The organism is Rhizobium sp. CECT 9324 (assembly GCF_918741265.1).
In the GTDB taxonomy this organism is placed as follows: Bacteria; Pseudomonadota; Alphaproteobacteria; order Rhizobiales; family Rhizobiaceae; genus Allorhizobium.
Genome location: NZ_CAKKMZ010000002.1, coordinates 13,450 through 38,024, shown reverse-complemented (window position 1 = coordinate 38,024; position 24,575 = coordinate 13,450). Strand labels below are relative to the sequence as shown.

The window sequence follows — 24,575 nt, the reverse complement described above, 5'->3', positions numbered from 1 at the left end:
AAGATGCCTCGAAAGTCCATGGAAACCATGGGCCACCGGGGCGCAGTCAGAACTATCAGGAGGCGGGCATCGGGCCCGATTGGAGGAGGAAGTAATGAAGCATTATCTCGCGAAGACGGCGCTTGCCCTCTCGCTCTGCAGCGTTTTGTCTGGCGGGGCTGCGGCTGAGGACACCATCAAGATCGGCTATGTCGACCCATTGTCCGGAGGCGCTGCCAGCGTCGGTCAGATCGGGCTGAACCACCTGAAATTCATTGCCGACACCGTCAATGCCAAGGGCGGCGTCATCGGCCAGAAGGTCGAAGTGATCGGCTACGACAATCAGGTGAACCCCCAGGTGAGCCTGGTGCAGGTGCAAAAGGCGATCGACGAGGGTGTGCGCATCATCGTTCAGGGCAACGGTTCGTCGGTCGGCGTGGCGATCGAGGAGTTTGTCGAAAAATACAATCGGCGCAACCCCGACAATCACGTCGTCTATCTGAACTACGCCGCAATCGACCCGGTTATGACCAACGAGAAGTGCAGCTACTGGCACGTCTCCTTCGATGCCAATGTCAACGTGAAGATGGCGGCACTGACGAACTTCATTCAGGAACAGGCAGACATCAAGAAGGTTTACCTGATCAATCAGGACTATTCCTTTGGCCATGCCGTCGCGAATACGGCCGTCGCGATGCTCAAGGAAAAGCGTCCCGATATCGAAGTCGTAGGCAAAGAACTTCCCCCATTGGTCAAGATCACCGACTTTGCTCCGTATGTCGCCAAGATCCAGGCCTCGGGCGCCGATGCCGTCGTCACTGGCAACTGGGGTCAGGACTTTTCCCTCCTGCTAAAGGCAGCCGGCCAGTCGGGCCTCAAGGTCAAGTGGTTCACCTACTATGCCGGTGCTGCCGGCGGCCCAACAGCCGTCAAGCAGGCAGGTCTCGACGGTCAGGTCTTCCAGATCAGCGAAGGCATCAACAATCTCGGCTACGCTGAAGCTGACGCCACGATCGATGCCTATGTCGCACGCTACAAAGACGCCCCGGTGATCTTTCCGCGTATCTTCAACACCGCCGGCCTGCTTTTCAAGGCGATTGAAGAAGCCAAGTCTGCCAATCCAGACGACTTCGTGCCTAAATTCGAGGGCATGACCTACAAAGCCTTCTCCAACGGCGGAGACGCCTTCCTGCGCGCCGACGACCATCAACTGTTCCAGCCTCTCTTCATTTCAAGCTTTGGCCCTCTCAAGGACGGCCAGCGCTTCGATGAAGAAAACACAGGTTGGGGCTGGACGAAGGTCGGCGAGATTGCGGCCGACAAGACAGTGGTTCCGACTACATGCGAGATGAAGCGTCCGGGCTAACAACGAGTAGCAAGGCGCCGCGACCATTCTCGCGGCGCCTATTCGTCACAGGGAAAGCGGTCGCGCCCGGTGCAAGGGGTTGCAGAGCCAGGATGTAGCAAAGTGCTCGAAATCATTTTCGTTTCAACCATCAATGGCGTGCTGTTCGGCATGCTCCTGTTTCTCATGGCGAGCGGCCTGACCGTCATCTTCTCGATGATGGGCGTGCTCAATCTTGCCCATGCCAGTTTTTACATGCTTGGTGCCTTCTTCGGTTTCGCCATCAGCCGCCATATCGGCTTCTGGCCGGCATTGATCATCGCGCCGCTGCTCGTGGCTTGCATCGGCATGGTGGTCGAACGCTACGGCCTGCGTCGGGTGCATCGCTTCGGCCATGTGGCGGAACTGCTGTTCACCTTCGGCCTGACCTTCGTCATCCAGCAGTTGGTTGAGATGGTGTGGGGACGGCTGCCGGTCGACTTCCAGGTCCCGCCGCTGCTCAATTTTCCCGCCTTCACCATCTTCTCGACCCAGTATCCGGCGTTCAAGGTGTTCCAGTTGCTGACCGCAGTCGCCATCTTCCTGGCCCTGCTGCTGGTGATCAAGCGCACCCGCATCGGCCTGATCGTGCAGGCGTCCCTGACCCATCCCGACATGGTGGCGGCCCTCGGGCACAACGTCGACCGCATCTTCATGCTCGTCTTCGGTGTCGGCGTGGCACTGGCCGCCGCCGCAGGCGTGATTGCCGGCCCGGCGCTGGTAACGCAGTCGAACATGGCCGGCCTGCTCGGGCCGATCCTGTTCGTGGTTGTCGTGGTGGGTGGTCTCGGCTCTCTGCCAGGGGCGTTCTTTGCCTCGCTGCTGATCGGCCTCGTCCAGACCTTCGCCGTCGCCTTCAACCTATCGCTTGCCGATCTGTTCGGCCCGCTCGAGCACGATGGCGTGCTGGGCGCCCACCTCAACGACATCTGGACCGTCACAATCGCCCAGGTCGCGCCTATCCTGCCTTATCTGCTGATGGTGCTGATCCTGATCGTGCGACCGCGCGGCCTCCTGGGAATGCGGGATACATGAACATGTCCACTCACACCGCCCCTCCCCCGCCCTCGCGGTCCGACAGAACAGTCACCCTTGCACGCACCGGCATCTGGGTGGCGGCGGGCCTCGTTCTCGTTCTTCTGCCGCAGGTGTTCTCGTCGGGTCTCGCCATCTCCACCCTGTGTCACATGGGCACGATGATCATTTTCGCTTTGTCCTACAACATGCTGCTTGGGCAGACCGGCCTGCTGTCTTTCGGCCATGCGGTGTTTCTCGGGCTCGGCGGGTTCCTTGCCGTGCACGCCATCAACAGCGGCGCGGATGGTCATGTCCCGCTGATGCTGATGCCGTTGGTCGGCGGTGCAGCGGGCCTGGTGTTCGGCATGCTGTTCGGTGCGGTTGCGACCCGCCGGGCCGGCACCGCCTTTGCCATGATCACCCTCGGCATCGGCGAACTCGTTGCCTCCAGCGCACTGATCCTGCGCCACGCCTTTGGCGGCGAGGAAGGCATCAGCATCGACAGGACCGAGCTTCCGCAACCCTTCGGCATCATGTTCGGTGCACAGATCGAGGTTTATTACCTGATCGCCTTCTGGTGCCTGGTATCGATGATCGCCATGTATGCCCTGACCTGCACGCCGTTCGGCCGCATGTGCAACGCAGTCCGGGACAATCCGGTGCGGGTCAGCTTCATCGGCTACAATACTACGATGATCCGCTTCATGGCCTTCAGCCTTTCGGGCCTGTTTGCCGGTATCGCCGGCAGCCTGACGGCGATCAATTTCGAGCTGATGAACGCGATCCAGATGGGGGCGGCCGAGTCCGGCACGGTCATCCTGATGGCATTCATCGGCGGGACCGGCTTCTTCATTGGCCCGATCATCGGCGCGATCCTGGTGACCTATCTGCAGCTCATGCTGAGCGACGTCACCGATGTCTGGCAGCTCTATTTCGGCCTGATGTTCATCGGCATCGTCATGTATGCGCCGAAAGGCATCGCCGGGCTGCTCTTTGCCCAGAAGCCGCTTCTTGCGCAGGGACGCCTTATACGGCTTTTGCCCCACTACGTGCTGACGCTCATTCCGGCACTGGCCGCCTTTGCCGGCCTGACGATGGTGATCGAGATGACTGCGCAGCTGTCGGTCAGCGCGTCAGAGGGCACATCGATGAGCCTGATGGGCATCTCATTCGAGGCGAATGCCGTGTCGGCCTGGGTGATCGCCATGCTTGTCGCCGGTCTTGGCATCTTTGCGTTCATGCGCTCCACCGTCATAACCCGCAATGCCTACGACCTTGCCGTGGCACAAAAGAGGGCCCCATGATGTCTCTCACGCCTCCGCCTGCCCTCAAGCTGCAGGGCCTGACGAAATCCTTCGGACCGATCCGCATCATTCGCGGCATCGACCTCACCATTCCAGTCGGCGAGCGTCACGCGGTGATCGGTCCGAACGGGGCTGGCAAGTCCACGCTTTTCCACCTGATCAGCGGCCATTACCGTCCTTCGGGCGGCACAATCCAGCTGAACGGCGAACAGATCGCCGGAATGGCGCCCGAACAGATCAACCGTCGTGGCCTGTCGCGTAGTTTCCAGATTACCAATATCTTTCCGCAGCTGAGCGTTTGGGAAAACATCCGCTGCGCCACGCTGTGGTCGATGGGATACCGATACGCTTTTTGGCGCAATATCGACCGGCTCGAAGACGTGCGGGAAAAGACCGAGCGCATCCTGACCGAGATCAACCTGCTGCACCGCTGGAATGTCCAGGCCGACGAACTGGCCTATGCCGAGCAGCGGGCGCTGGAGGTGGGACTTGCCATTGCCGGCAATGCCGATGTGCTGTTGCTCGACGAGCCGATGGCGGGCATGAGCCATGCCGAGACCGAACACATGGTGGAGCTGATCCGGCGGGTCAGCGAGGGACGGACGCTGTTGATGATCGAACATGACATGAGCGTGGTTTTCGGCCTCGCCGACAAGATCTCCGTGCTCGTCTACGGCGAGTTGCTGGCCTCGGACGCCCCCGACAAGATCAAGGCCAATGCGGCCGTCCAGCGGGCCTATCTCGGCGTGGAGGCGGCATGATGCTCCAAGTTCGCGATCTGCACGCCTATTACGGCAAGAGCCATATCCTCCAGGGCGTGTCGCTCGACGTCGGCCGTGACGAAGTTGTCAGCATCCTCGGCCGCAATGGCGTCGGTCGCTCGACCACGCTGAAGGCGATCATGGGCAGTCCGCATCCCAAGGGCCATGTGCGTTTCAAGGATCGGGACATCGCCGGTTGCCCGCCGCATGTCGTCAGCCAGTCCGGCATCGGCTACGTGCCGGAGGAACGGGCGATTTTCCCGACATTGACGGTGGAGCAGAACCTCATCCTCGGGATGAAATCGCAAAGCGGCAAGGCGCGCTGGAGTATCGAGGATACCTGGACAATGTTTCCGCAACTGCGTGAACGGGCCAATGCGCCCGGCGGCGTGCTATCGGGCGGCGAACAGCAGATGCTGACCATCTGCCGGACGCTGATGGGCAATCCCGACCTGATCATGATCGATGAGCCGACAGAAGGATTGTCGCCGCAGATGGTCGAGCGCACGGGAGAACTGCTCGCCGAAATCGCCAGCCGCGGCATTTCCATCCTGCTTGTGGAACAGCGCCTGGTCCTCGCCATGCGCATGTCGCAACGCGTCTATGTCATGGGGCACGGGCGGATGGTCTTCACCGGCACACCGGCCGAGTTGATGGACAACGCCGCGGTTCGCCATGAGTGGTTGGAAGTATAGCCGCCGGCAAGGGCAATGCGCATCTGCGTCGACCTCAATTGCGTATCGTGCCGTTGACTGCCAACCTCATCTAGATCATGCGGGAGCCGCGCTGGCGCGCGACATCTGCAAATGTATTGCTCCGCTTCGCGCATCCCATGTGAGATTTCGGCTGTTCTGTGTCCACCCAGAGAAACAGGTACTCATGACAGATCCTCCCGCCATCGGTGAAGCGAAACAACGTCAAAGTGGGAAACCCCTTAATTGATGGGAACTGAACCTAGCCTTACCCCCGCGCTATAAATCCGGATGGCGGTTGACGTCTTTGTAGAGCAGGTAGCGGAAGCGTCCCGGGCCGCCGGCATAGCAGGCCTGGGGGCAGTAGGCGCGCAGCCACATATAGTCACCGGCCTCGACCTCGACCCAGTCCTCGTTCAACCGATAGACCGCCTTGCCCTCGAGCACATAGAGCCCATGCTCCATGATATGTGTTTCCATGAAGGGGATGATGGCGCCCGGTTCGAAGGTGACAATGTTGAGGTGCATATCGTAGCGCACATCCGACGGATCGATGAAACGGGTCGTCGCCCAGCGCCCCTCGGTATCGGGCATGGCGTGCATCTTGCAATCGTCTTCATGCGTGAAGATCGCCGGCGGCGTTTCCAGGCCGTCCACGACCTTGAAGGCCTTGCGGACCCAGTGAAACCGGATCGGTGCAGCACTGTTGTTGCGGAAAGCCCATTGTGCGCCGGCGGGCAGATAGGCGAACGAACCGGCACGCAGGGGACGGTCCTGGCCGTCATGGGTGATCGTGCCCTCGCCCTCGACGACGAAGATCGCCGCAGAGGCCCGTGCATCCGGCTCCGGCCTGACGCTGCCGCCACCGGGCTTCACCTCCATAATGTACTGGGCAAACGTCTCGGCAAAGCCGCTCAGCGGCCGCGCGATGATCCAGGCCCTGGTTTCCTCCCAATGCGGCAAGACGCTGGTGACGATGTCGCTCATCACCGTCTTCGGGATCACCGCATAGGCTGTCTTGAAGACGGCCTTGCTGGAGAGGGTCTGGGTCTGTGGCGGAAGGCCGCCGACCTGGGAAAAATATTTATTTCTGCTCATTCTGCCACCAACGTCTCAACTGCCCTGCGATTCTCCCATTCCTGCGGCGTCAGCGTCTTGATGTCAAACTGATCTCGTGTTCGGGCATAGGTGTGCCCGCCCATACGGCCGACGGCGTCCATCAACCGCTGGTTAATGTGTAGGTTCGCAATATTGACCGCATCGCTACGGACAAAAACGCCAACGACTTCGCCGAGAATGATCTCGCGGGCAGGACCAACCTGAAGCGTGGTGTGGCGACGGCATTCGAGAGCAGCGGGGGCCGCCAAGATACGGGGGCTTTTCACCATCCGGCCAGGAACCGTCGCAAGACCTGCCTCTTCCATCTCGTCCACCTCGGGGCCAAACTTGATGGCGCAGACCTCCATCTGGTCGACCATGGCGTTGTCGCAGATGTGGACCGTGAACTCGCCGGTCTCCCGGATATTGCGGGCCGTATCCTTGAAACGCATGTCGGAATAGTTCTCGACGCCGATCGCGACGATCGCCGGATCATGGGTCAGGACATTGAAGAAGCTGAAGGGGCCGGCATTCGGCTGGCCATCCTTGCTCACTGTCGTCACCAGGGCGATCGGGCGCGGGATCACTGTTCCGATGAGGATCTTGTACCGCTCCCGCTCATTGAGCTTGGCGAAGTCGAAATGGGTATGCTCGGTCATGTCAGGCCTCGACTGCGATGCGGTGGGTCTCAAGCGGGGTATGGCGGGAGAGGTTCTCGAAGCCGTCCCTGGTGACGACATACATGTCGCCCACATTGCAGCCGGCCGACAGGGGCTCAAGCCATTGCGTGTGCAGCACGAAGACCATCCCCTCCTCCATCCGGTCGTAATTGTGCGAGGAGATGTTGAAGCTGTTCTGTCCGCCCGCCATGCCGACGGAATGGCCGAGATTCGGGTTATGCGGCCCATGGGTGGCAGGGTAGACATGCATCAGTGTGCGCCCCTGCGCTTCCCAGTCGATATTCTTGACGTACTGGCGCGGGATCAGCCGCGCGCTGCCATCGTCCATCGGCGCCCAGTTGTAAGGCATGGTGCGCGCTTCGGGCGACGACAGCATGCCGCGCTCGATCATCGGCTCGAAGGCCGCGTTGTTGACGTCACGCATCAGGGCACCGGGCCGGATCAGCTTTTCGGCGCGCTTGACGCCCTCGGTACAGGCGGCGAGCACCTCTTCCTGCCGCCTGGTGATCTCGCCGATCGCAATCATGCGGGCGGTCTGGGCCGTGTAGCCCCGATAGGTGATGTTAGAGACGTAGAGGTTGATGAGATCGCCCGAGCGCACGACATGGCCGTAGGGCTTGCCGCAATGGGTCCCGAACTCGTTGATGCCGATCTGATAGCCGTCGCCGGTCTCGCCGCCGAAGGAGAGCTGTGCTTGCGTGAAGGCAGCTAAGATCTCATGGTCCGTCACGCCCGGTTTCGCTACATGGTAGGCCGCCTGGGTGGCGATGCTGACGAGTTGGGCGGCTGCCCGGAACATCTCGATCTCCCGAGGCGAGCGCACTTTCTGCATCCGGTCGAGAATGGCATTGTCGGCGACGAACTTTGTCTTTGGCATAAGCTCGTCGAGAGCTGCCCAGAAGGTCAGTGATGTGCGATCACCGATCCGGCCGATCTGCGCCTTCGCCAGGCCCATGCCGAACAGAAGTTCGGCGCATTTTTCCGCTGTCTTGATGACGCTGTCACCCGGACGGTCGGCATATTCGCGACCGATCGGGCCGATCTGCCAGATATCCTCGACCAGCACAGGCTCGCCCCCCGGCGGAAGGAGCACGGATTGGGTGAAGAAGGACAGCAGCGTCAGCGGCTTGTCGGCATCCGTCGGGATGATCAGCACGCCTTCGCGCATCCAGTCGCAGACGTAGCGCAGATAGGCGTTCGATGTGTGGAACCAGCCGACGCCACCGGCATGCACGATCAGTGCATCATGCCCGGCCTCGACGGCCTGGCGACGAATGCGGCGCAGGCGGTCCTCGAACTCCTCGACCGGCAGCGGCAAGGGTGCTGCGAAATCGAAATCCGGCTGGAAATCGGCGAGCAGCGATCCGATGCGGTAGGCTCCTGCCCTGGTGGGATGTATGGTCATGGGTATTCCTTCCAGAAGTATTTTTTCTAAGGGTCAGGCTTGCCGGGAGGGCGCCAGCACCCGCCGTGCAACCAGCATCACCACCAGGGTCAGTCCGATCAGAATGCCGGACATCGCCGCCACCCGGACATCGAGCGATTCCTCGATCAGCGCGAACATGCGAAGCGGCAGAACGGTCGTCTGCGCGTCGGCGAGGAAGAGGGAGACGGACACGTTGTCGAGCGACTGAATGAAGACGAGGAAGGCACCGGCAAGGATGCCGGGAGCCAGCAGCGGCAGGATCACGCGCCGAAGCGTTGTGTACCAGGTCGCGCCCATAACGGTGGAGGCTTCCGCCAGCGAGGGGTTGATACCTTGCGCGACGACCGATGCGGCTCGGTACATCAGCGGCCCGAAGACGACGACATGGCCGATGACCGTGAGCCAGAGCGACGGCTGGAAACCGACGAAGTTCGCCACGATCAGCGCCGCCAGACCGTAAACGAGGCTCGGGAGGACAAGTGGCGCCAGAAGAAACGGCTCCAGCGAATTGACCGTGCTGCGGCGCATCCGCGCCATACCGATCGTGGCCGGCACGGCAAACAGCAGCGATCCAAGCACCGCAAGGGCTGCGATCTTCAGCGAATTGCCGGCTGCGATATGTTCGGTTCCGGAGCGGACGGGATCGAGGAGCGCCTCGTACCAGCGGAGCGAAAATCCCTCTGGCGGATATTTGAGCGTCTGGCCCGCCGTAAACGACATGGTGATCGCGATGACGATCGGCGCCACCAGATAGATCAGGCTGAGGCCACCTAAGCCAAAGACGAAGGCCTTGTAGAGAAAGACGGGAAACGGATTTTCGCGGGGACTATGCATGGCCGACAAGCCTCCTGTGGCGGGAAATCATGGTCATGGCGACGAGAAGGATGCCGGTCGACAACAGCAGGACAACGGCGATGGCGGAAGCCATCGGCCAGTCGAACAGCGTGCCGACCTCGCGATAGATGAGCTGCGGCACATAGACATTGCGCGCACCACCGATGACAGCCTGGGTGACGAAGGAAGCGCTGGTGCTGGCAAAGACGAGGATCCAGCCGGCGAGCAGCCCCGGCAACATCATCGGCAAGAGAACGGTCACGAGAATCCGCCACGGACCGGCACCCGAGACCTGTGCCGCTTCGGTAAACTGGACCGGCGTGCGCGACAAGATAGCGATCAGCGGAAGAATGATCAGCGGCAGGTCGATCTGGCACATGGCCAAAACGAGGCCGAGTTCGGTGGACATCAGCGTGAACGGGCGCTCCGCAAGCCCGAGCGCCACGAAGGTCTCGCTGATCGGTCCCTGCCGTCCGAGAATGACGATCCAGGCAAAGGTGCGCACCACATTGCTGGTGAGCATCGGGATGAGCGTCAGGAAGATGATGACCTGTCGCGCGCTCTTGCCACTGTGCCAATAGAGAAGTGCAATCGGAATACCGAGCAGAGTCGTGCTGGCGATGGTCTGCAGACCGAGCGTGGCGGTGTTGACCAGAACGCGGTAATTGAACGCATCGCCCAGAAAGCGCGCGTAGTTGTGGAGGGACGGGCCGTCGGGGCCGATGAAGCTGAACCCGACGAGAACGGCGAGCGGCGTCGCAAAGAACGCCACCGACAGCGCAAGCATCGGGAGAACGTATGGGAAGCCGCTCGCTTTCATTTTATGACCCTCAACCGGCGACGAGAGCGTCGAACTGGCGGATCCATTCCGCACGGTTCTTGTTGATCGCCGCCCAGTCCGGATAGACCAGAGACGCAAGCTGTTCGCGCTTCACATAGGCCTCGATGCCGGGCGTCAGCTCGACCTCCCTGTTGGTTGGGAACATCTCGGTCGGCGGCATTTTCAGCTTGTCCTGCGCGGCCTTGGAGATGGCGGCATCCATATAGGCGTAGGCTGCAACCGGGTTCTTCGCGCCCTTGGTCAGGTGGATATTGACCGGAGCTGCCGGAGAGCCTGTTTCGGGCTGGACGAACTCGGCCTTTAGGCCCAGTGCTTTCAGCTTCGCGACATTGCCGGTGGAGCACATGAAGACGGCGATCTCGCCCTGCTGGAACAGTGTCATCTGGTGGTTGGTGCTGGCGACAACACCTTTCAGATGCTCTGGATGATCCTTGAACAGCTTAAACACGGCATCCATGTCGGTCGGGCCGGAGCCGAAGATCTTGGCGATCTCGGAATAGGCCATGACGCCCGTATTGGAGGCAAAGCCTGTCCAGGAGACGAGGCCCTCATAGGCCGGATTTTCGAACAGGTCGCGATAGCCCTTCGGTGCCGGCACCAGATCCGGGTTATAGGCGATCCCGTTGACTTCGACGGTCACGGTCGGGCCGTACTCGCCCTGAAATGCCGGATCGAGCAGGCTCCAGTTCTTCAGCTTCGACGGATCGATCTTTTCGATCAGGTCATTCTCGATGGCGACCGCCATCTGGCCGGGCGACATAAGCAGCGTGTCATAGGGCGGGTTGCCGGGGCTCGCCATGACCTTGGCAAGCTGATCCTGCGCCATAGCGGGCGCGACCGTGAGGTCGAAACCCGCTTCCTTGACGAGTGGGGTCAACGTGGTGCGATAGGCATCTTCCCAGTTGCCGGGGAAGGTCGCAGCGACGGCCGTGCCACCAGCGGCACGGGCTGCGAAGGGCAGTGTCGCGGCTGCGGCCGCACCGGCGGCGAGCAGTCCGAAACGACGACGTGTAATGTTGAAATCCTGCATCTGTTCACCTCTGTTGTTGTTCATTCACTGGATGCTTCCGGTTCGCTCGGAAAGGCGTGACACCTTGTGGTGTCAATCTCGGCAAAGAGCTGAGCTCCCGGCTCGGGAATGAAGGTGGAGGGTCCGCGGACCTGCGACGCGCGCAGGCCCGTGCCGTCCTCAAGAAGAAGATCATGGACGAGCGTCGGCCCAAGGGGGACGGACACGGTCAACCGTGCTGGCAATGAAAAGCCACTCGGGGACGTTGAGAGACTGACGTCCTCCGGACGGAACGTGATGGTGACCTTGGAACCAACAGTAAAATTCAAGCGGCGCGGCAGAACGACCGTGTTGCCATTCGAGAGTGCGATCGTCGTTGCCTCGGCATCCAACCGCTCCACCGTCCCGTGCAGCACATTGGCCTGGCCGATGAAGGTGTTGACGAACAGTGTCTTCGGCCGGTCATAGACGGCCATTGGCGTGTCGATCTGCTCGACATTGCCCTTGTTCATCAGCACAAGCCGACCAGCGAGGCTCTGGGCCTCTTCCTGGTCATGGGTGACGATCAGCGTCGTAATGCCAAGCGTCTTCTGCAAATGCAGGAGCTCGACCTGCAGATCGAAACGCAGCGCCCGGTCGAGCGCTCCGAACGGCTCGTCGAGCAGCAGCAGCGAGGGCCGGCCGGCAATGGCGCGGGCAACGGCCACGCGTTGCTGCTGGCCGCCGGAGAGTTCACGCGGCAGCCGATTACCATAGCTCTTCAACTGCACGAGCGAGAGCATTTCCTCCACCCGTTCCCTGCGCTCAGCCCGCGGCAAGTGCTGGCAGGCCAGCGGATAGGCGATGTTCTCAGCGACGGTCAGATGCGGAAACAGGGCGTAGTTCTGGAACACCATGCCGATGCCACGGGACCTTGCAGACACATTGGCGAGATCCTGGCCACCGAGCTGGATCACGCCGCTCTTCGGCTGGATCAGCCCGGCGATGGCGCGCAGGACGGTGGACTTGCCACAGCCGCTTGGCCCCAGAAGGGCGACGATCTCGCCAGCCTCGACCTCGAACGTGATGTCGCTGATCGCGTTCTGACCGCCATAACTGTGGGTCAGACCCCGGACGCTGAGCAGCTTGCCGTCTCCTGCCTTCGAGGCCCCTGCCATGAATATCCCCTTCGGTTGCGCCGTAACGTCAAAAAGCTTAGCGCCTGGCTGCACCAGGCAGAGATGCGGTCGTTCGACGATGCTGAGTTTAGTGTGGGTCATAGCAATGGAGCAGCAAGCGGTGTGCCAGTTTGCGATTTCGAACCGAAAGAAATATCTAAGCCACGGAAATTACGAATTTATACTGGCTTTCTCTAGTTTCGCACATTCTGTATAATCTTATAAATTCATTTGTGTCGAATCTAAAAAATGTGCAACGTTCGTGGGCGAAGATCATATATTGAGCAGCATTCCCGGCTTAGATTGGGATCTATTGGTGATTTTTTCGGCTTGAATCGCCGCCTATCACGGTCCCCAACAATGGAAATTCAGAGAAATATCGAGCCAAAGCAAAAACTTAGTCGATCGATCGTCAATTCGCAAACCGTGACTGATGCCGGAGCCAATTCTTTAATCAGTTAGTTTTCGAACATTCGTGCGAATCTTTGTGCGGAGACGTAAAAATTTGCTGCGGCGGAAAAATACTCGTTTAAAAACAGTCATCTAAGAAAATTCAGATCAGAATGGCACGCCGATTGCATCGAACATTGCGTAAATTCACGTCGACAAAAAGCGACAAGGGGATCACATGCGCAGCTTCAAGAAGAGTCTCAAAGGCGGCCTGGCCGGCATCGCATTCGCACTGCTCTCGACTTTGGCTCACGCCGCAGAAGGTACTGCCATCAAGATGGTGCCGGATGCAGACGTCGCCAAACTGCCTGGCGTCGCGCTCAACCAGACACTGGCGGACCGCCTGCCGTCTGAGATCAAGGACAAGAAGATACTGAAAGTGGCGACGGACCTGACGCCGCCGATCAGCTTCCAGGATGAAGGTGGCAAGCTCATTGGCATCGATGCCGATATTGCCGCAGCCCTGGGTGTCATCCTCGGCATCGATGTTCAGATGACCAATGTCGGCGCCGGCGCCGCGATCGTGCCGGCCGTGCTCTCCAAGCGTTTCGACATGACCATTTCCGGCATCAACGATGATGTGGAGCTGGAAAAGCAGGTCGATGTCATCGACTACATGTTCGACGCCACGACGATCATGACCATCAAAGGCAATCCGCTCGGCATCAAGAGCATGGAAGACCTCTGCGGCAAGAAGGTCGCCGTGCCCGTCGGCACGTTCCAGGCGCGCCTAGTGGAAGCCGCATCGGCAAAATGCGCAACGCCAATGAATATCATGTCGATCCCGAAAATGCCTGACGTGCTGCAGGCCGTCCGTACTGGCCGCGCCGATGCCACCGTCAACGGTTATGCGACGAGCGTCTACACGACGGAAAACCAGACCGGCAAGGGAGTCGGCCTGCAGGCTCTTCCCGAGGTCCGCCTCGCCGTGGGTTATCTCGGCATGCTGACGTCGAAGGACAATCCGGAGCTGCGGGACGCGGTCATCGCCTCCCTGCAGCACATGGTCGACAGCGGCGCCTACAAGGCGATCATGGAGAAGTGGGGCCTCGGACCGCTCGCCGTGACGACCGTCAAGTTCAACGACGCCGCCAGCATGCCGGTGAACTGAGCCATGGCGTTTTTTGCTCACCCCGTCAGCATGGCCATCGCACCGCCACTCGGCAAGCCGATCCGGTGGGGGCAGATCACAACAGGTACCAGCGCGATCGTCGCGCTGGTGTTCTTCGTCACCACAATTGCACGAAACCAGACCGTTCAGTGGGGCGAAATACCCCGCTATATGGTGGATCCGGTCATCCTCGACGGCGTTGGTCTCACCTTGCAACTGACGGCCGGCGCGATGGTGTTCGGGATCGCCTTCGGCTGCATCATTGCGATCATGGCAACCAGCCAGAACATCGTCTTGAAGGCTTTCGCCGTCGCCTTCGTCTGGTGGTTCCGCGGCGTGCCGCTCATCGTCCAGATCTTCTTCTGGTTCAACATCGCGCTGTTCATTCCGATGGTGGGTGTCGGCCACTATTCCATCTCGATCAACGAACTCGTCACCCCAGCGCTGGCCGGCTTCCTGGCGCTTGGCCTGCATGAAGCCGCGAACATGAGCGAGATCATTCGCGGCGGATTGACGGCTGTTGATCGTGGTCAACGCGAAGCTGCCTCGTCACTGGGCTTGCGCCCACTGCAGACCCTTCGAACCGTCGTACTGCCCCAGGCGATCCGGCTGATCGTGCCGCCAACCGGCAACCAGGCGATCGGCATGCTGAAGGCAAGCGCCATCGTCTCCGTTATCGGCATGCAGGACCTACTGACCCAGGCCCAGGCCATCTACGCGCGCAACTTCCTTGTCATCGAGCTGCTGTGCGTTGCCTCGCTCTGGTACCTGCTCATCACAACCATCGCATCGATCGGCCAGCATTTTCTGGAGAAGCACCTCGCCCCGAAAGGCCGGACCGCCGGCACACAGAAAGGCCCGCCCAGACGGGCCTGAGACGTCACCAGTTCAATCCATCAAGCAACCAGGATCGCCATTGCAGCGCATCCGACCAGGAAACATCAAGGAGCAGATCATGAGACTAGGCATTGACGGACAGAAGCTGCCCGAAGCCAGGAAGCGCGGGCCACTCAAAAGCCTGGACCACGTCAAGGAACTGGGTCTCGGCGGCATCTTTTTCAGCACGATCCTCGACATGAGCGAGACGCTGGACAAGGGAGAATTGGCCGAGATCCGTGCCAAGGCCGACGAGCTCGGCCTTTATCTCGAAGCAGGTGTTGGCAAGATCAATCCCTATTGCAGCGCCGAGGCACCCGAATTCCGAGCCATCGGCGATGGCGACGTTGTCCTTGGCTTCACCCGCATGATCGAAGCGAGTGCGGCCATCGGCTGCCGTGAGCTCTGGGTGTCGCCCGGAAACTTCAAATCGGAATATCGCGGGCGACTGGCCAATGATCGCTTCCGCACCGACGTCACCTGGGACGAGCAATTGCTGGCCATCGAAAAGGTACTGTTGAAGCTCGCCCCCGTGGCGCGTACCCACGGCATCCATCTCAACATGGAGACCCATGACGAGATAACCTCCTTCGAAATCCTTCGCCTGATAGAAAAGATGGGCGAAGATTGCATGGGTGTCGTTTTTGATACCGCCAACGGACTGCAACGTGCGGAACATCCGGTCTTTGCCGCAAAACGCGTGGCCCCCTATGTCCGCCAGACCCATATCAAGGATGCCTATGTCGGCCATGCTGAAGGCGGCCTAGATTTCCAGACGAGGCCCGTTGGGCGCGGTATTGTCGATTTCGCCACGATCATCCCAATCCTTGCCAAAGCCAATCCCGACCTGAACCTCTCCCTTGAGGTTGCAGCTTCCGTCGAGGACAAACCGCGCAAAGCCAATCCTCGCCAGTGCATCGAGATCAATGATCCGATCTGGCGCGCCGGCCACCCCGACCTGACGGCGGAAGAACTCGAGGCATATCTCGCCTCGGTGGATGCGTTCGAAAAGCGGGTGGCCACCGGTGAGATCCCGGACTGGGAGGCCTATGAGGCCAGTCAGTATGGATACCCGACCTATGAGAATCAGTCCTATGGCTACAACGAAGCAGTGACGTTTATAAAAAATTCGGCGCGCCATATCGAGGAGGTCTGCGTAGCGAGTGGAATTTCACTCTCGACCGCGCCCACAAAGCAGCGAGCCGCCTGACAGGCTACAGATTCAGCACCGGCAACAAATGTCGCCGGTGCTCCTTAAAACATTGGGAAGATCTCGACTTTTGGCACCGAGCGCATATACGCAGGAATATTCTCATGGAAATAATTAGGTCGCTTGATCGGAGCTGGAGAGGGAAATGAAGAGGACGACACGACGTCAAGGCGCCAAGACCGCAGCAAAGGCCAACGGCTCGGTCGATGCGGCAGAACACGCCCAAGACGACGTGACTGAACGCATCCGGATCACACTTGCAACAGCGATCGGTGAAGGGGCCCTCAAACCCGGCGTCAAGATCCTCGAGGACGCAATCGCCGACCACTTCGGCGTGAGCCGCACGGTCGTCCGTGGCGCACTAGGCGTGTTGGAAAGTGACCATCTCCTGGAACGCAAGAAAAACCGCGGTACCTTCGTCGCCGAACCGGGCATCGAAGAGGCCAAGGCCTTGTTCGAGGCCCGTCGCAAGCTCGAGCACGTCATCCTGGAGCTTGTCCTGGACCACGCGACTGCCGATCAGTTGGACGCACTTGAAAAGCTGACCGACGAGGAAGAACACATCCATCACCATGGTGACGAGAAGTCGAAGACGGTGCTGTCAGGCAAGTTCCATGTCGTTCTGGCAGAGCTTGGTGGAAATGCCGTTCTAACGGAAGTGTTGTCGAAGATCGTCGCGCGCCTCTCGCTCGTCATGTCTCTGTACGAGGAGGAGCGGAAAGACGACTGCGGCGCCGACCACCATCGCCAGATCGTCAGCGCCCTGAAAGCCAAGGACCTGTCAAAAGCGCAACAGTTGATGGATCATCATCTGGCCGACATCGAGGGCCGCGTTCGACTGACCGAGGGACAGGGCGACCGGCACACATTCCTGGCCGTGTTGGAGAATTTCTCTTGACCGGCGGCCTAAAGCGAACACAAAACCTCAATTATCAAACACTGATTTGAAAAACCCTGTTGATGTGATGATCATTCCCTCTCCCAGCTCCTCCAAAGGTGCGTTTCAATACAACCTTCAGCGCTTGAGTAAATGCCCTCATTTTCGTAGGTAGCAGCTGAAATGGGCGCAGTAGGCAGACCGGCGAAGGCTCGCGCGGCGTCCGTGTCGCGACCTCGGGCCATATGCGGCCCGGTCTCTCCCCTATGCCCTGGTTACTCGAACTGTCCTACCTGATGAGCGACGACTTTCCGCGCAGAGCTGCGAGACCCCGCGCTCGCCCGCAAGGACAACAAGACCCCGCTGAAGACCTGGAGGGTCGGCGATGCGCACCGTACCGGCCAATCTGCCGCCACAGGCAGCAATCGCCGTAGGTGGAAGCTTCCAACCAGCTCCCTTAGTCGGAACCCTACACCAGGGCTGCAGATCGGCATAGTCGAAGGCACCGCCAACGGCATCACGGACATTATTCGATGAGGTTCCCGGACGCCGGCCTCAATTACCCGATCGCAGACGACCACAGCTGGTGGCGGTTCGCACATAGATCACCGTCGGCGGTTCTCAGACTGCTACCCCTGATCGTCAAGGTGCCGAGAGTATCGCGTTCCTGTCCAGGTAACCGACGAGCGTGCCGTCCCCGGTCTTCACATCCAGCCCCCCACAGTCGTGTTCCATGACGCGAGCGAGCGCCACGTGAAGGTTGGCGTCCGGCGAAACTGACGGACCGTCGGCCGATGCGCGTGCCTGCGTCATGACACTCGCTACGCGAATGAGGCTCAATCTCTTGATCGTTCTGTCCGGGCCGAGGAAGTTCTTGACGAACTCATCGGCAGGCTTTGCCAGAAGCGCCTCTGGGGTATCGTATTGCAACAGGCCGCCGTCGCGCATGATTGCGACCTTGTCGCCCATCTTGATGGCCTCGTCGATATCGTGGGTGACGATGACCACTGTCTTGCTGACCTTCTTCAGGATCTGGCGGAACTCGTCCTGCAGCTTGATGCGCGTGATGGGATCAATCGCCCCGAAGGGTTCGTCCATCAACATGATCTCGGGATCGGCCGCAAGCGCGCGGGCGAAGCCGACACGCTGGCGCTGGCCACCCGACAATTCGTGCGGCAAGCGGTTGCGCATGAGCGCCGGATCGAGGCTTACGAGCTCCAGGAGTTCGTCGATACGCTTGTCGGTCTTCGCCTTGTCCCAGCCGAGGAGACGCGGCACGGTGGCAATGTTGCGCGCGATCGTCATATGCGGGAACAGGCCGACCTGCTGGATGACGTAGCCGATGCTGCGGCGAAGCTGGCGGGGATCGGTTTCAGCGACATCCCTGCCCTGCACCAGAACGCGCCCGCTGGTCGGCGTTTCCAGCCGGTTGATCATGCGCATGGTCGTCGTCTTGCCGCAGCCCGACGGTCCAATCATCGCAACGGTCATTCCTGCCTCTATTTCGAGGTTAAGATTGGCGACGGCAACGTGATCGCTGCCGGGGAAGGTCTTGGTGACATGTTCAAGTCTGATCATCTTTTTGTCCTTTGTCTTGCGTCAGCGTCGGTAGGAGAAGCTGCGTTGCAGCCAGCCAAAGGCGAACTCCGCAAAAATTGCGAGGACGGCGATCGGGATCGCACCCACGAGAAGGCGGCTCATGTCCATCATGGCGATCCCTGCGTTGATGAAGTCGCCCAGACCGCCACCGCCGATGAAGGAGGCAAGGGCAGCACCGCCGATCACCTGGATGGCCGCAGTACGGATGCCTGAAAGGATGGACGGGACCGCAAGCGGAAGCTCTATCTGCCAGAGGATATCGCCTCGTCCCATGCCCATGCCGTTGGCGGCATCGAGAACGGATTGGTCGACTTCTCGGATTCCGATCACTGTGTTGAGCAGCAGCGGCGGAACAGCGAGTACGACGAGCGCGATCAGCGAAGGGTAGAGACCAATCCCGAGCAGCGGCATGGCGGCAGCGAGGATGGCCAGGCTCGGAATGGACCGGGCTGCACCGGCGATATTGATCGCAACGAAGGAGGCACGCGGCGCTCTCGCGACGACAATGCCGACGGGGATCGAAACGAGCGCGGCTATACCCAGGGAGATCAGGCAGAGCATCAGATGTCTGTTGAATGCTCCGAAGAAGGAGGTTGGGTTGCCGAGGATCCACTCCAGGGCGTTGTAAAAATTCGCCATCAGGATGCCCTCCCCACTTTGCGGCGCAGGAACTTTTCGACCGAGGCCAGAAGATAGTCGGCGGCCAGCGCCAGCGCCGAGGTGAGCAGGCCGCCTGCGATGATCTTTTCCGGGAACCGCTGGTCGATCCCCTGAAAGATGATTTCGCCAAGGCCACCCGCGTTGATATAGGCGGCGACCGTGGCGATACCGATGACAGTCACCACCGCAATACGGATGCCCCCGACGATGTAGGGCAGTGCTAGCGGCAACTCGACTTCCCAGGTGCGGCGGAAAGGGCCGTATCCCATGCCATGGGCGGCTTCCATTACCTCATGCGGGATCGACTGGAAGCCGGTACCAATGTTGCGGATCAGGATCATCAACGAATAGGCCGCCAGCCCGGTGATCGCTGGCGTAGTTCCAATACCCATCATCGGAATGAGCAGGGCGAAGAGCGCAAGACTTGGGATCGCGAATAGCACGCCGGTGACCAGGATGATCGTGGCGAAGGCCCGCGGACGTCGCGCGGCCCATATGCCAAAGGTCAGCGATATCACCAGAGCTATTCCAACCGATGTGAACACCAGATGGAGATGCTCCAGCAAAGCCTCGAAAAGGCGTGGAATGTTATTGGGAACCCACTTCATCTTGTTGCTCCTAACCGGATGGCGTCACCTGTCTCGCGAGTCACCTTCACCAAACCTCCCGTTTTTCCTGTCCGTGTCCTCACCATTGAGGGATGCGCAGGTTGGTCGCGTCCGCGAGCTCCGGGAGAACGCGATAGTCCGAGGCATCCGGCAACTCGAACCGTGCCAGTGCCAGCGGATCGAGCACGGCGCGTCCTCCCGCACGTTCATGTGCCTGCAGCAGCGCTTCCCGGAGCGCCGAAACCCGTCTGGCTGGCGCGGCGCGCGCCGCAACCAACATGGGACAGGGCATCGGCTCTGTCGTCGCGATGATCTTCAATCCGGTCAGGATGTCGGGTTCATGCAACGACAACAACTCGTAGGCATAGGCATCGATCGCTCCCACATCGATGCGTCCTGCATGCAGGGCTTCGAGAATGCCTGTGGGATTGACCAGCGGCCCGACTGTTCGCATCACCGCCGGATTCTCACGAGCCCTCCCGGCGAGGAAGGCGCGTGGCGCGTGATAACCTGACTGGGAATCCCTCACCGTCCAGCCCCAGACCGCCCTGCCCATACCAGTCGACGAACAGGCCGGTCCGTCGGCCGTGACCACAATATGGCTTGCATATCGCGGCCGGTCACCGGACCACGAGGCCTTGCAGACGGGTGCAGCGAGAATGACCGGCCGTTTATCTTCCGGCAGCCGCGAAAACGGGTAACCACACATGAAGACTGCGCCCATGTCCGGTCTTGCCCAGAGTTCAGGCAGAGGCGCGGGAACCGCATGGGCGATGATTTCCAGCGCCACCCCAGCCTGATCGCTCGCCCATGTGAACAGATCATCCCAGCGGGCGCGTATGGCTGGACTGACATTGTACATGCGCGAGCATGCGATGAGTGGGGTGTCATTCATAGAGGATCACGCAAACCGAAGCTTCTGGCCGATATTATTGCGTTTTGCCTTGTCCACGATCGCAGCGCCAAGTGCGACGTCGGTGCTGCTGAGGCCACGGTGCCAGAACAGGATGGTCTCATCATCATTTTCGCGACCCGGCTTCGCGCCACAGACGATATCACCCAGTTCCGCGTGCAGGTTTTCCCGCGTCACCTTGCCCTCGTCGACATGGCGGCGCAACGCGCCATAGGGGCGGCCTGGCCCACATTGGCCCCAGTCGTCGACGACGACCTTGCTCATGATGTCGGTAAGGTCAAATTCGAGAGCGCTCATCGTGCCATAAGGCACCACAAATGCGCCCTTCTTCACCCAGCTCGTCTTGAACAGCGGCGTGGGTTCCGGCAGGCGGCTCGCCTCGACCATGATATCGGCATCCTTCAGGCAGTCTTCCCAATTGTCGGTGACGACGATTTTCTTGCCGAGATCCTCCGTCAGGCGGGCTGCGAATGCTTCGCGGCTTTCCGGGCGGCGGGAGTGGACACGAATTTCGTCGAAGTCGAAAAGGTGGTCGAGCAGGCGAATATTCCAGTAGGAGGTTCCCCGCGCGCCGATATGGCCGAGAACCTTGCTGTCCTTGCGCGCCAGATGGCGGGCGCCGATCGCGGTCATGGCGCCAGTACGCATGTCGGTGATCGCGGTCGCGTCGATGATTGCCTTCGGCACGCCGGTACGCGGATCGAAAAGGTTCAGCACGGCGAGTTCGGAGGGAAGCCCGACCTTGTAGTTATCAACGAAGTCGCCGACTATCTTGACGCCGGCATAGTCGAGCGGCTTCACATAACCGCGCAGCACATTGAAGTGGCCCTTGTCGGAGCTTTCCGGGACGAGGTGGACACGTGGCTCGATCACGGTCTCGCCGCGCCCCTGGGCTTCCAGTGCGGTCGAAACCGCTGCCAGGATTTCCTCGTTTGTCAGGGCAAGCGCCTTGGTGTCCACGGCGTTCAGATAGTCGATCCAGATTTCTTGCATGTCATGTCTCTCCAGACTTCAGTTTGAATGGAACGCGGGTTCCTGTCCCCCCTTGTGGTTCTGGGGAGTTCGGTCAGATCAGTCGTGTTGGCGGGTGGAGAAAAGGAGGGCCTAAGGTCCTGGCCCTCCCCTGCTTCCGGTGGCGGCATCGGGCCGGGATGGCTCCGGCCGGAACGTGGCGGCTGCTACTTCAGCAGCCCCTTTTCCTTCAAGAAGGAGACAGCAACGTCGGCCGCTTCCTCATGATCATTCTCGACGCGGGCGTTGAGCGTACGCATCGTGGCATTGTCGAGATGGCTGCCGAGGCTTTCGAGAAGTTCGGCGACAGCGGGGTTAGCGTCGAGCACCTGCTGGCGAACAATCGGCGCCACATAGTAGGGTGGGAACAGACCCTTGTCGTCTTCGAGCGCGACGAGGTTCTGCAGTGCGATCTGCGAGTCTGTCGCCGCCCCGTTTACCACCTCGATCTCCTTCTGGATGAGCGCGTCGTAGCGAAGGGCAAGCTTCGGAAACTGCTTGAACTCCTTGAACTCCGCATCATAGACGCGCTTCAGGCCGGGCAGGCCGTCCTGGCGTTCAGGGAACTCTGGACCACCGCCGAATACCAGCGTGCCGGAAACCTTGGCGAGGTCGGACAAGGTCTTGAGGCCGTGCTCCTCTGCCGTGTCGCCGCGCACGACAATGACATAGCCATTGTTGATGCCGGTCGGCTTGAGCCAGGTCAGGTTGAATTCCTTGGCGTAGAAGTCCTTGACCTCGTTGTAGACCTTGTCGGCATCGGTCGACGGTGCGCCCTTGACCACGGCTGAAAGCGCCGTGCCGGTGTATTCCGGATAGAGGTCGATCTCACCGGCTTTCAGTGCCTCATGCGCAATCAGGGTGCCGCCGAGATTGATCTTGCGCTCGACCACGAGGCCGGCGTTTTCCAGCAGCGCTGCGTACATTTCGGCGAGGATGTACTGCTCGGTGAAGTTCTTGCTGCCGACCTTGATCGGTTCGGCTGCGGCAGGCTGCAGCGTCGCCGCGGCGATTGTGATCATTGCGACGACAGTCTTGATGGTCCAGTTCTTCATATTTTATGTTCCCTTTTTCTTTTTAAGGCTTATCAGTCTGTGCTTGTGGCTTGGCGTGGCTGGGGGATCACGTCTCCTTTTTCTAAACTCACGTCCTCCTCCCACCGCGTGGCGATGGGCCTCCTTCAACCTCCAGAACCGCGCCATCGATCGCGTTGGCCAGCCGCATGAAATCGGGGCCTTGGGCTCTATCCTCGGTCAGCGCTGCGACATGCTGGCGCACGAAACGGTAGGTCGCATCCGTGCCTCGGCCGAGTTCGCCAGCAACGCCGCGAAGGTCGACGGCCTGGACCGAGGCAACAAGTTCGATTGCAACGAGGTAGCGAAGCCGACTGATGATGTCGGCTGTCTTGGCGAGCACGCGCGGCGCCATCGACGCCTGGTCCTCGACGCCGTCTGCGACCGGGATCGGTGTCAGCGAGCACGGCGCCGCCAGATGACGGATGTCGCTCTCGAGCGCCGAGACTGTTTTCTGCACGGTGGCAAAACCGGTGCGGTTCTGGCCCATCGGAGTCAGAAAGCGCGGCAGATCGGACATGCCGGGCGACATGATCTTCATGGTGCGATAGGCGGTACCAGCAGCGCAATGCGCCATGGCCTGGCCGAGCCGCTCCCACGACAGCACGAAGGCCGTCAGGTCGAAATTGGCATGCGACAGGATCAGACCTTCCGAAGCCAGCACGACCGGATTGTCGCTGGAACTGTTCAGTTCTATCGATGTCGCTTCCTCGGCTTCGGCCATGGCATGCGACAGCGCACCCCAGACCTGTGGCACGCAGCGGTAGCTCAGCGGATCCTGCAGGCGCCGTGCCGCGCCGTCAGCGAACAGGGAGCTGCCTGACAAAATGGTCCGTAGCCGCTCCGCAACGGCGCGTTGACCGAAGGCAGGCCGCACTGCCAGTGCGCGGTCGTCAAGCGCCGTCACATTCGCGCGAAACGCTTCGAAGTCGAGCGCAACTGCCCGTAGCGACCAGTCGAATAGCCGCTTGAGGTCATGGACAAGCAGGCATGCCTGAGCGACGGACAAGCTGTTGGCGACCACCAGGGCGTGGCCATCCTTGGGGCCCAGTTCGAGGGGCAGAAGGCCTGCTGCACTCAACGCTTCATCGGCCGGCAGCACCTTGCCGCCGAATTCCGCCGTTCCGATGCCAAGCAAGGCACTTGCCATCTGCGCCAGCGGCGCAAGGTCGGCTGCACCGATGGAGCCGAGCGTTGGGACAACCGGGTGGAAACCGGCATTGATGGCATCGATCAAACTCTTGAAGACACGGGGCGAGACACCGGAACCGCCTGCGGCCATGCCAGCCGCTCTCACCGCCATCATCGCCCTGACGATTTCGCGGGGCAACGGTTCACCCACTCCAACCGCGCGGGCCAGGGGAACCCGGATCTGGAAAGCGACGAGATCATCGGCAGCAAGGCGTGTGTCCGCACCAGCGCCAAGCCCGGTTGTCAGGCCATAGGCGGGAATATCCTGCGCCGCGTAGCGATCGACGACGGCGCGCGCTGCGATGATACCCTGCTCGACAGCCGGGGAAACCTCGATCCGCGCGTCATGACGCGCTACCGCCACGATGTCCTCGATCGTCACGGAGGACGGCTGCAGCGTTACTGTTTGAGCAGAACCGGTCATGCAAACCTCCCCGAGCGGTTGTTCAGGATGGCTCCCTCACGTCGGGACGCGAAAGCGCGGAAGCGGCTGGTGATCGCAATGGCGTTCGAAAAGACGAAGCGGCAATATCTGGAAGCAGAAGTTGTCACCCCATTGCGCAGCCGAGCAACAGCCATCCTGGCGGTCAAAACGCTCATTTTTTCCCCTGTGCTTATTTTGTTATCAGCAGACAAACACACGCATCAGCCCTTTAGAAGGGCCTATGATGTCGGCTCCGGGTGTATATATTTTGGGATATCCCACATTTGCGGGCGCGTAATATTGTATGCGCGCCTCACACTCGGTAAGTAAATAAAGCCTTCTAAATCAACATTTTAAAGAGTATTGTCATTCGCGAAAAAGCGGATGACA

At 60.3% G+C, this 24,575-nt stretch carries 24 protein-coding genes; 9 read left to right on the top strand and 15 right to left on the bottom strand.

The features are described from left to right. Positions 1-94: 94 nt before the first annotated feature. The 5 genes from LQ231_RS20135 to LQ231_RS20115 all read left to right on the top strand — a co-directional run bounded on the left by LQ231_RS20135 (position 95) and on the right by LQ231_RS20115 (position 5,140). On the top strand, positions 95-1,345 hold the full coding sequence (locus LQ231_RS20135) for a branched-chain amino acid ABC transporter substrate-binding protein (RefSeq protein WP_230173518.1): 1,251 nt from the start codon (positions 95-97) through the stop codon (positions 1,343-1,345). Positions 1,346-1,447: 102 nt separating this feature from the next. Next, entirely contained in the window at positions 1,448-2,398 is a 951-nt protein-coding gene (locus tag LQ231_RS20130) for a branched-chain amino acid ABC transporter permease (RefSeq protein ID WP_230173516.1), read from the top strand. Between the two features lie 2 nt (positions 2,399-2,400). After that, positions 2,401-3,684, top strand: a complete 1,284-nt coding sequence (locus tag LQ231_RS20125; protein ID WP_230173514.1) for a branched-chain amino acid ABC transporter permease — start codon at positions 2,401-2,403, stop codon at positions 3,682-3,684. Continuing rightward, positions 3,684-4,445 carry an ABC transporter ATP-binding protein gene (locus tag LQ231_RS20120; protein WP_230174984.1) on the top strand — a complete coding sequence of 254 codons (762 nt, stop codon included), beginning with the start codon at positions 3,684-3,686 and terminating at the stop codon, positions 4,443-4,445. The genes LQ231_RS20125 and LQ231_RS20120 overlap by 1 nt, the downstream gene beginning before the upstream one ends. Further along, the gene (locus LQ231_RS20115) at positions 4,445-5,140 is read left to right on the top strand and encodes an ABC transporter ATP-binding protein (protein WP_230174982.1); all 696 of its coding nucleotides are present in this window, start codon (positions 4,445-4,447) and stop codon (positions 5,138-5,140) included. Before LQ231_RS20120 ends, LQ231_RS20115 begins: the two co-directional genes overlap by 1 nt. 276 nt (positions 5,141-5,416) lie before the next feature. On the opposite strand, the gene LQ231_RS20110 is transcribed toward LQ231_RS20115, so the two are convergent. Genes LQ231_RS20110 through LQ231_RS20080 form a run of 7 tightly spaced genes read right to left on the bottom strand, consistent with a single transcriptional unit; the run spans position 5,417 to position 12,182 of the window. Beyond that, positions 5,417-6,235, bottom strand: a complete 819-nt coding sequence (locus tag LQ231_RS20110) for a bifunctional allantoicase/(S)-ureidoglycine aminohydrolase (protein ID WP_230173512.1) — start codon at positions 6,233-6,235, stop codon at positions 5,417-5,419. Continuing rightward, positions 6,232-6,894: a flavin reductase family protein gene (locus LQ231_RS20105; protein ID WP_230173510.1), complete on the bottom strand. Its 663-nt coding sequence runs from the start codon at positions 6,892-6,894 to the stop codon at positions 6,232-6,234. Before LQ231_RS20105 ends, LQ231_RS20110 begins: the two co-directional genes overlap by 4 nt. Before the next feature lies 1 nt (position 6,895). After that, positions 6,896-8,320 (bottom strand): Xaa-Pro peptidase family protein, encoded by a 1,425-nt coding sequence (locus tag LQ231_RS20100; RefSeq protein WP_230173507.1) that lies wholly within the window; start codon positions 8,318-8,320, stop codon positions 6,896-6,898. Positions 8,321-8,353: 33 nt separating this feature from the next. Then, positions 8,354-9,175, bottom strand: a complete 822-nt coding sequence (locus LQ231_RS20095) for an ABC transporter permease (RefSeq protein WP_230173505.1) — start codon at positions 9,173-9,175, stop codon at positions 8,354-8,356. Beyond that, the gene (locus LQ231_RS20090; protein WP_230173503.1) at positions 9,168-9,995 is read right to left on the bottom strand and encodes an ABC transporter permease; all 828 of its coding nucleotides are present in this window, start codon (positions 9,993-9,995) and stop codon (positions 9,168-9,170) included. Before LQ231_RS20090 ends, LQ231_RS20095 begins: the two co-directional genes overlap by 8 nt. Positions 9,996-10,005: 10 nt before the next feature. Then, entirely contained in the window at positions 10,006-11,046 is a 1,041-nt protein-coding gene (locus LQ231_RS20085) for an extracellular solute-binding protein (protein WP_230174980.1), read from the bottom strand. A 20-nt stretch (positions 11,047-11,066) separates the two neighbouring features. Then, a complete protein-coding gene (locus LQ231_RS20080) occupies positions 11,067-12,182 on the bottom strand; it encodes an ABC transporter ATP-binding protein (RefSeq protein WP_230173501.1) in 1,116 nt (371 codons plus the stop codon). A gap of 628 nt (positions 12,183-12,810) precedes the next feature. Here LQ231_RS20080 and LQ231_RS20075 point away from each other — a divergent pair. The 4 genes from LQ231_RS20075 to LQ231_RS20060 all read left to right on the top strand — a co-directional run bounded on the left by LQ231_RS20075 (position 12,811) and on the right by LQ231_RS20060 (position 16,727). Beyond that, the gene (locus LQ231_RS20075) at positions 12,811-13,743 is read left to right on the top strand and encodes an ABC transporter substrate-binding protein (protein WP_230173499.1); all 933 of its coding nucleotides are present in this window, start codon (positions 12,811-12,813) and stop codon (positions 13,741-13,743) included. A gap of 3 nt (positions 13,744-13,746) precedes the next feature. Continuing rightward, positions 13,747-14,619, top strand: coding sequence for an amino acid ABC transporter permease (locus tag LQ231_RS20070; protein ID WP_230173498.1), 873 nt, complete (start codon positions 13,747-13,749; stop codon positions 14,617-14,619). Between the two features lie 79 nt (positions 14,620-14,698). After that, on the top strand, positions 14,699-15,829 hold the full coding sequence (locus LQ231_RS20065; protein WP_230173497.1) for a sugar phosphate isomerase/epimerase family protein: 1,131 nt from the start codon (positions 14,699-14,701) through the stop codon (positions 15,827-15,829). Positions 15,830-15,974: 145 nt separating this feature from the next. Beyond that, entirely contained in the window at positions 15,975-16,727 is a 753-nt protein-coding gene (locus tag LQ231_RS20060) for a GntR family transcriptional regulator (protein ID WP_230173496.1), read from the top strand. A gap of 621 nt (positions 16,728-17,348) precedes the next feature. On the opposite strand, the gene LQ231_RS20055 is transcribed toward LQ231_RS20060, so the two are convergent. The 8 genes from LQ231_RS20055 to LQ231_RS20020 all read right to left on the bottom strand — a co-directional run bounded on the left by LQ231_RS20055 (position 17,349) and on the right by LQ231_RS20020 (position 24,361). Continuing rightward, on the bottom strand, positions 17,349-18,284 hold the full coding sequence (locus LQ231_RS20055) for an ABC transporter ATP-binding protein (protein WP_230173495.1): 936 nt from the start codon (positions 18,282-18,284) through the stop codon (positions 17,349-17,351). Between the two features lie 21 nt (positions 18,285-18,305). Further along, on the bottom strand, positions 18,306-18,944 hold the full coding sequence (locus LQ231_RS20050; RefSeq protein ID WP_230173494.1) for an ABC transporter permease: 639 nt from the start codon (positions 18,942-18,944) through the stop codon (positions 18,306-18,308). Next, positions 18,944-19,573, bottom strand: a complete 630-nt coding sequence (locus LQ231_RS20045; protein WP_230173493.1) for an ABC transporter permease — start codon at positions 19,571-19,573, stop codon at positions 18,944-18,946. Before LQ231_RS20045 ends, LQ231_RS20050 begins: the two co-directional genes overlap by 1 nt. A gap of 79 nt (positions 19,574-19,652) precedes the next feature. Beyond that, positions 19,653-20,468 (bottom strand): PhnD/SsuA/transferrin family substrate-binding protein, encoded by an 816-nt coding sequence (locus LQ231_RS20040; protein ID WP_230173492.1) that lies wholly within the window; start codon positions 20,466-20,468, stop codon positions 19,653-19,655. Positions 20,469-20,474: 6 nt separating this feature from the next. Next, the gene (locus LQ231_RS20035) at positions 20,475-21,479 is read right to left on the bottom strand and encodes an ornithine cyclodeaminase family protein (RefSeq protein ID WP_230173491.1); all 1,005 of its coding nucleotides are present in this window, start codon (positions 21,477-21,479) and stop codon (positions 20,475-20,477) included. 185 nt (positions 21,480-21,664) lie between these two features. Next, positions 21,665-22,552, bottom strand: a complete 888-nt coding sequence (locus LQ231_RS20030) for a glycine betaine ABC transporter substrate-binding protein (protein WP_230173489.1) — start codon at positions 22,550-22,552, stop codon at positions 21,665-21,667. An 88-nt stretch (positions 22,553-22,640) separates the two neighbouring features. Continuing rightward, a complete protein-coding gene (hutH, locus tag LQ231_RS20025) occupies positions 22,641-24,185 on the bottom strand; it encodes a histidine ammonia-lyase (RefSeq protein ID WP_230173487.1) in 1,545 nt (514 codons plus the stop codon). Further along, complete coding sequence (locus LQ231_RS20020) at positions 24,182-24,361, bottom strand: hypothetical protein (RefSeq protein ID WP_230173485.1); 180 nt, start codon at positions 24,359-24,361, stop codon at positions 24,182-24,184. Before LQ231_RS20020 ends, hutH begins: the two co-directional genes overlap by 4 nt. Positions 24,362-24,575: the final 214 nt, after the last annotated feature.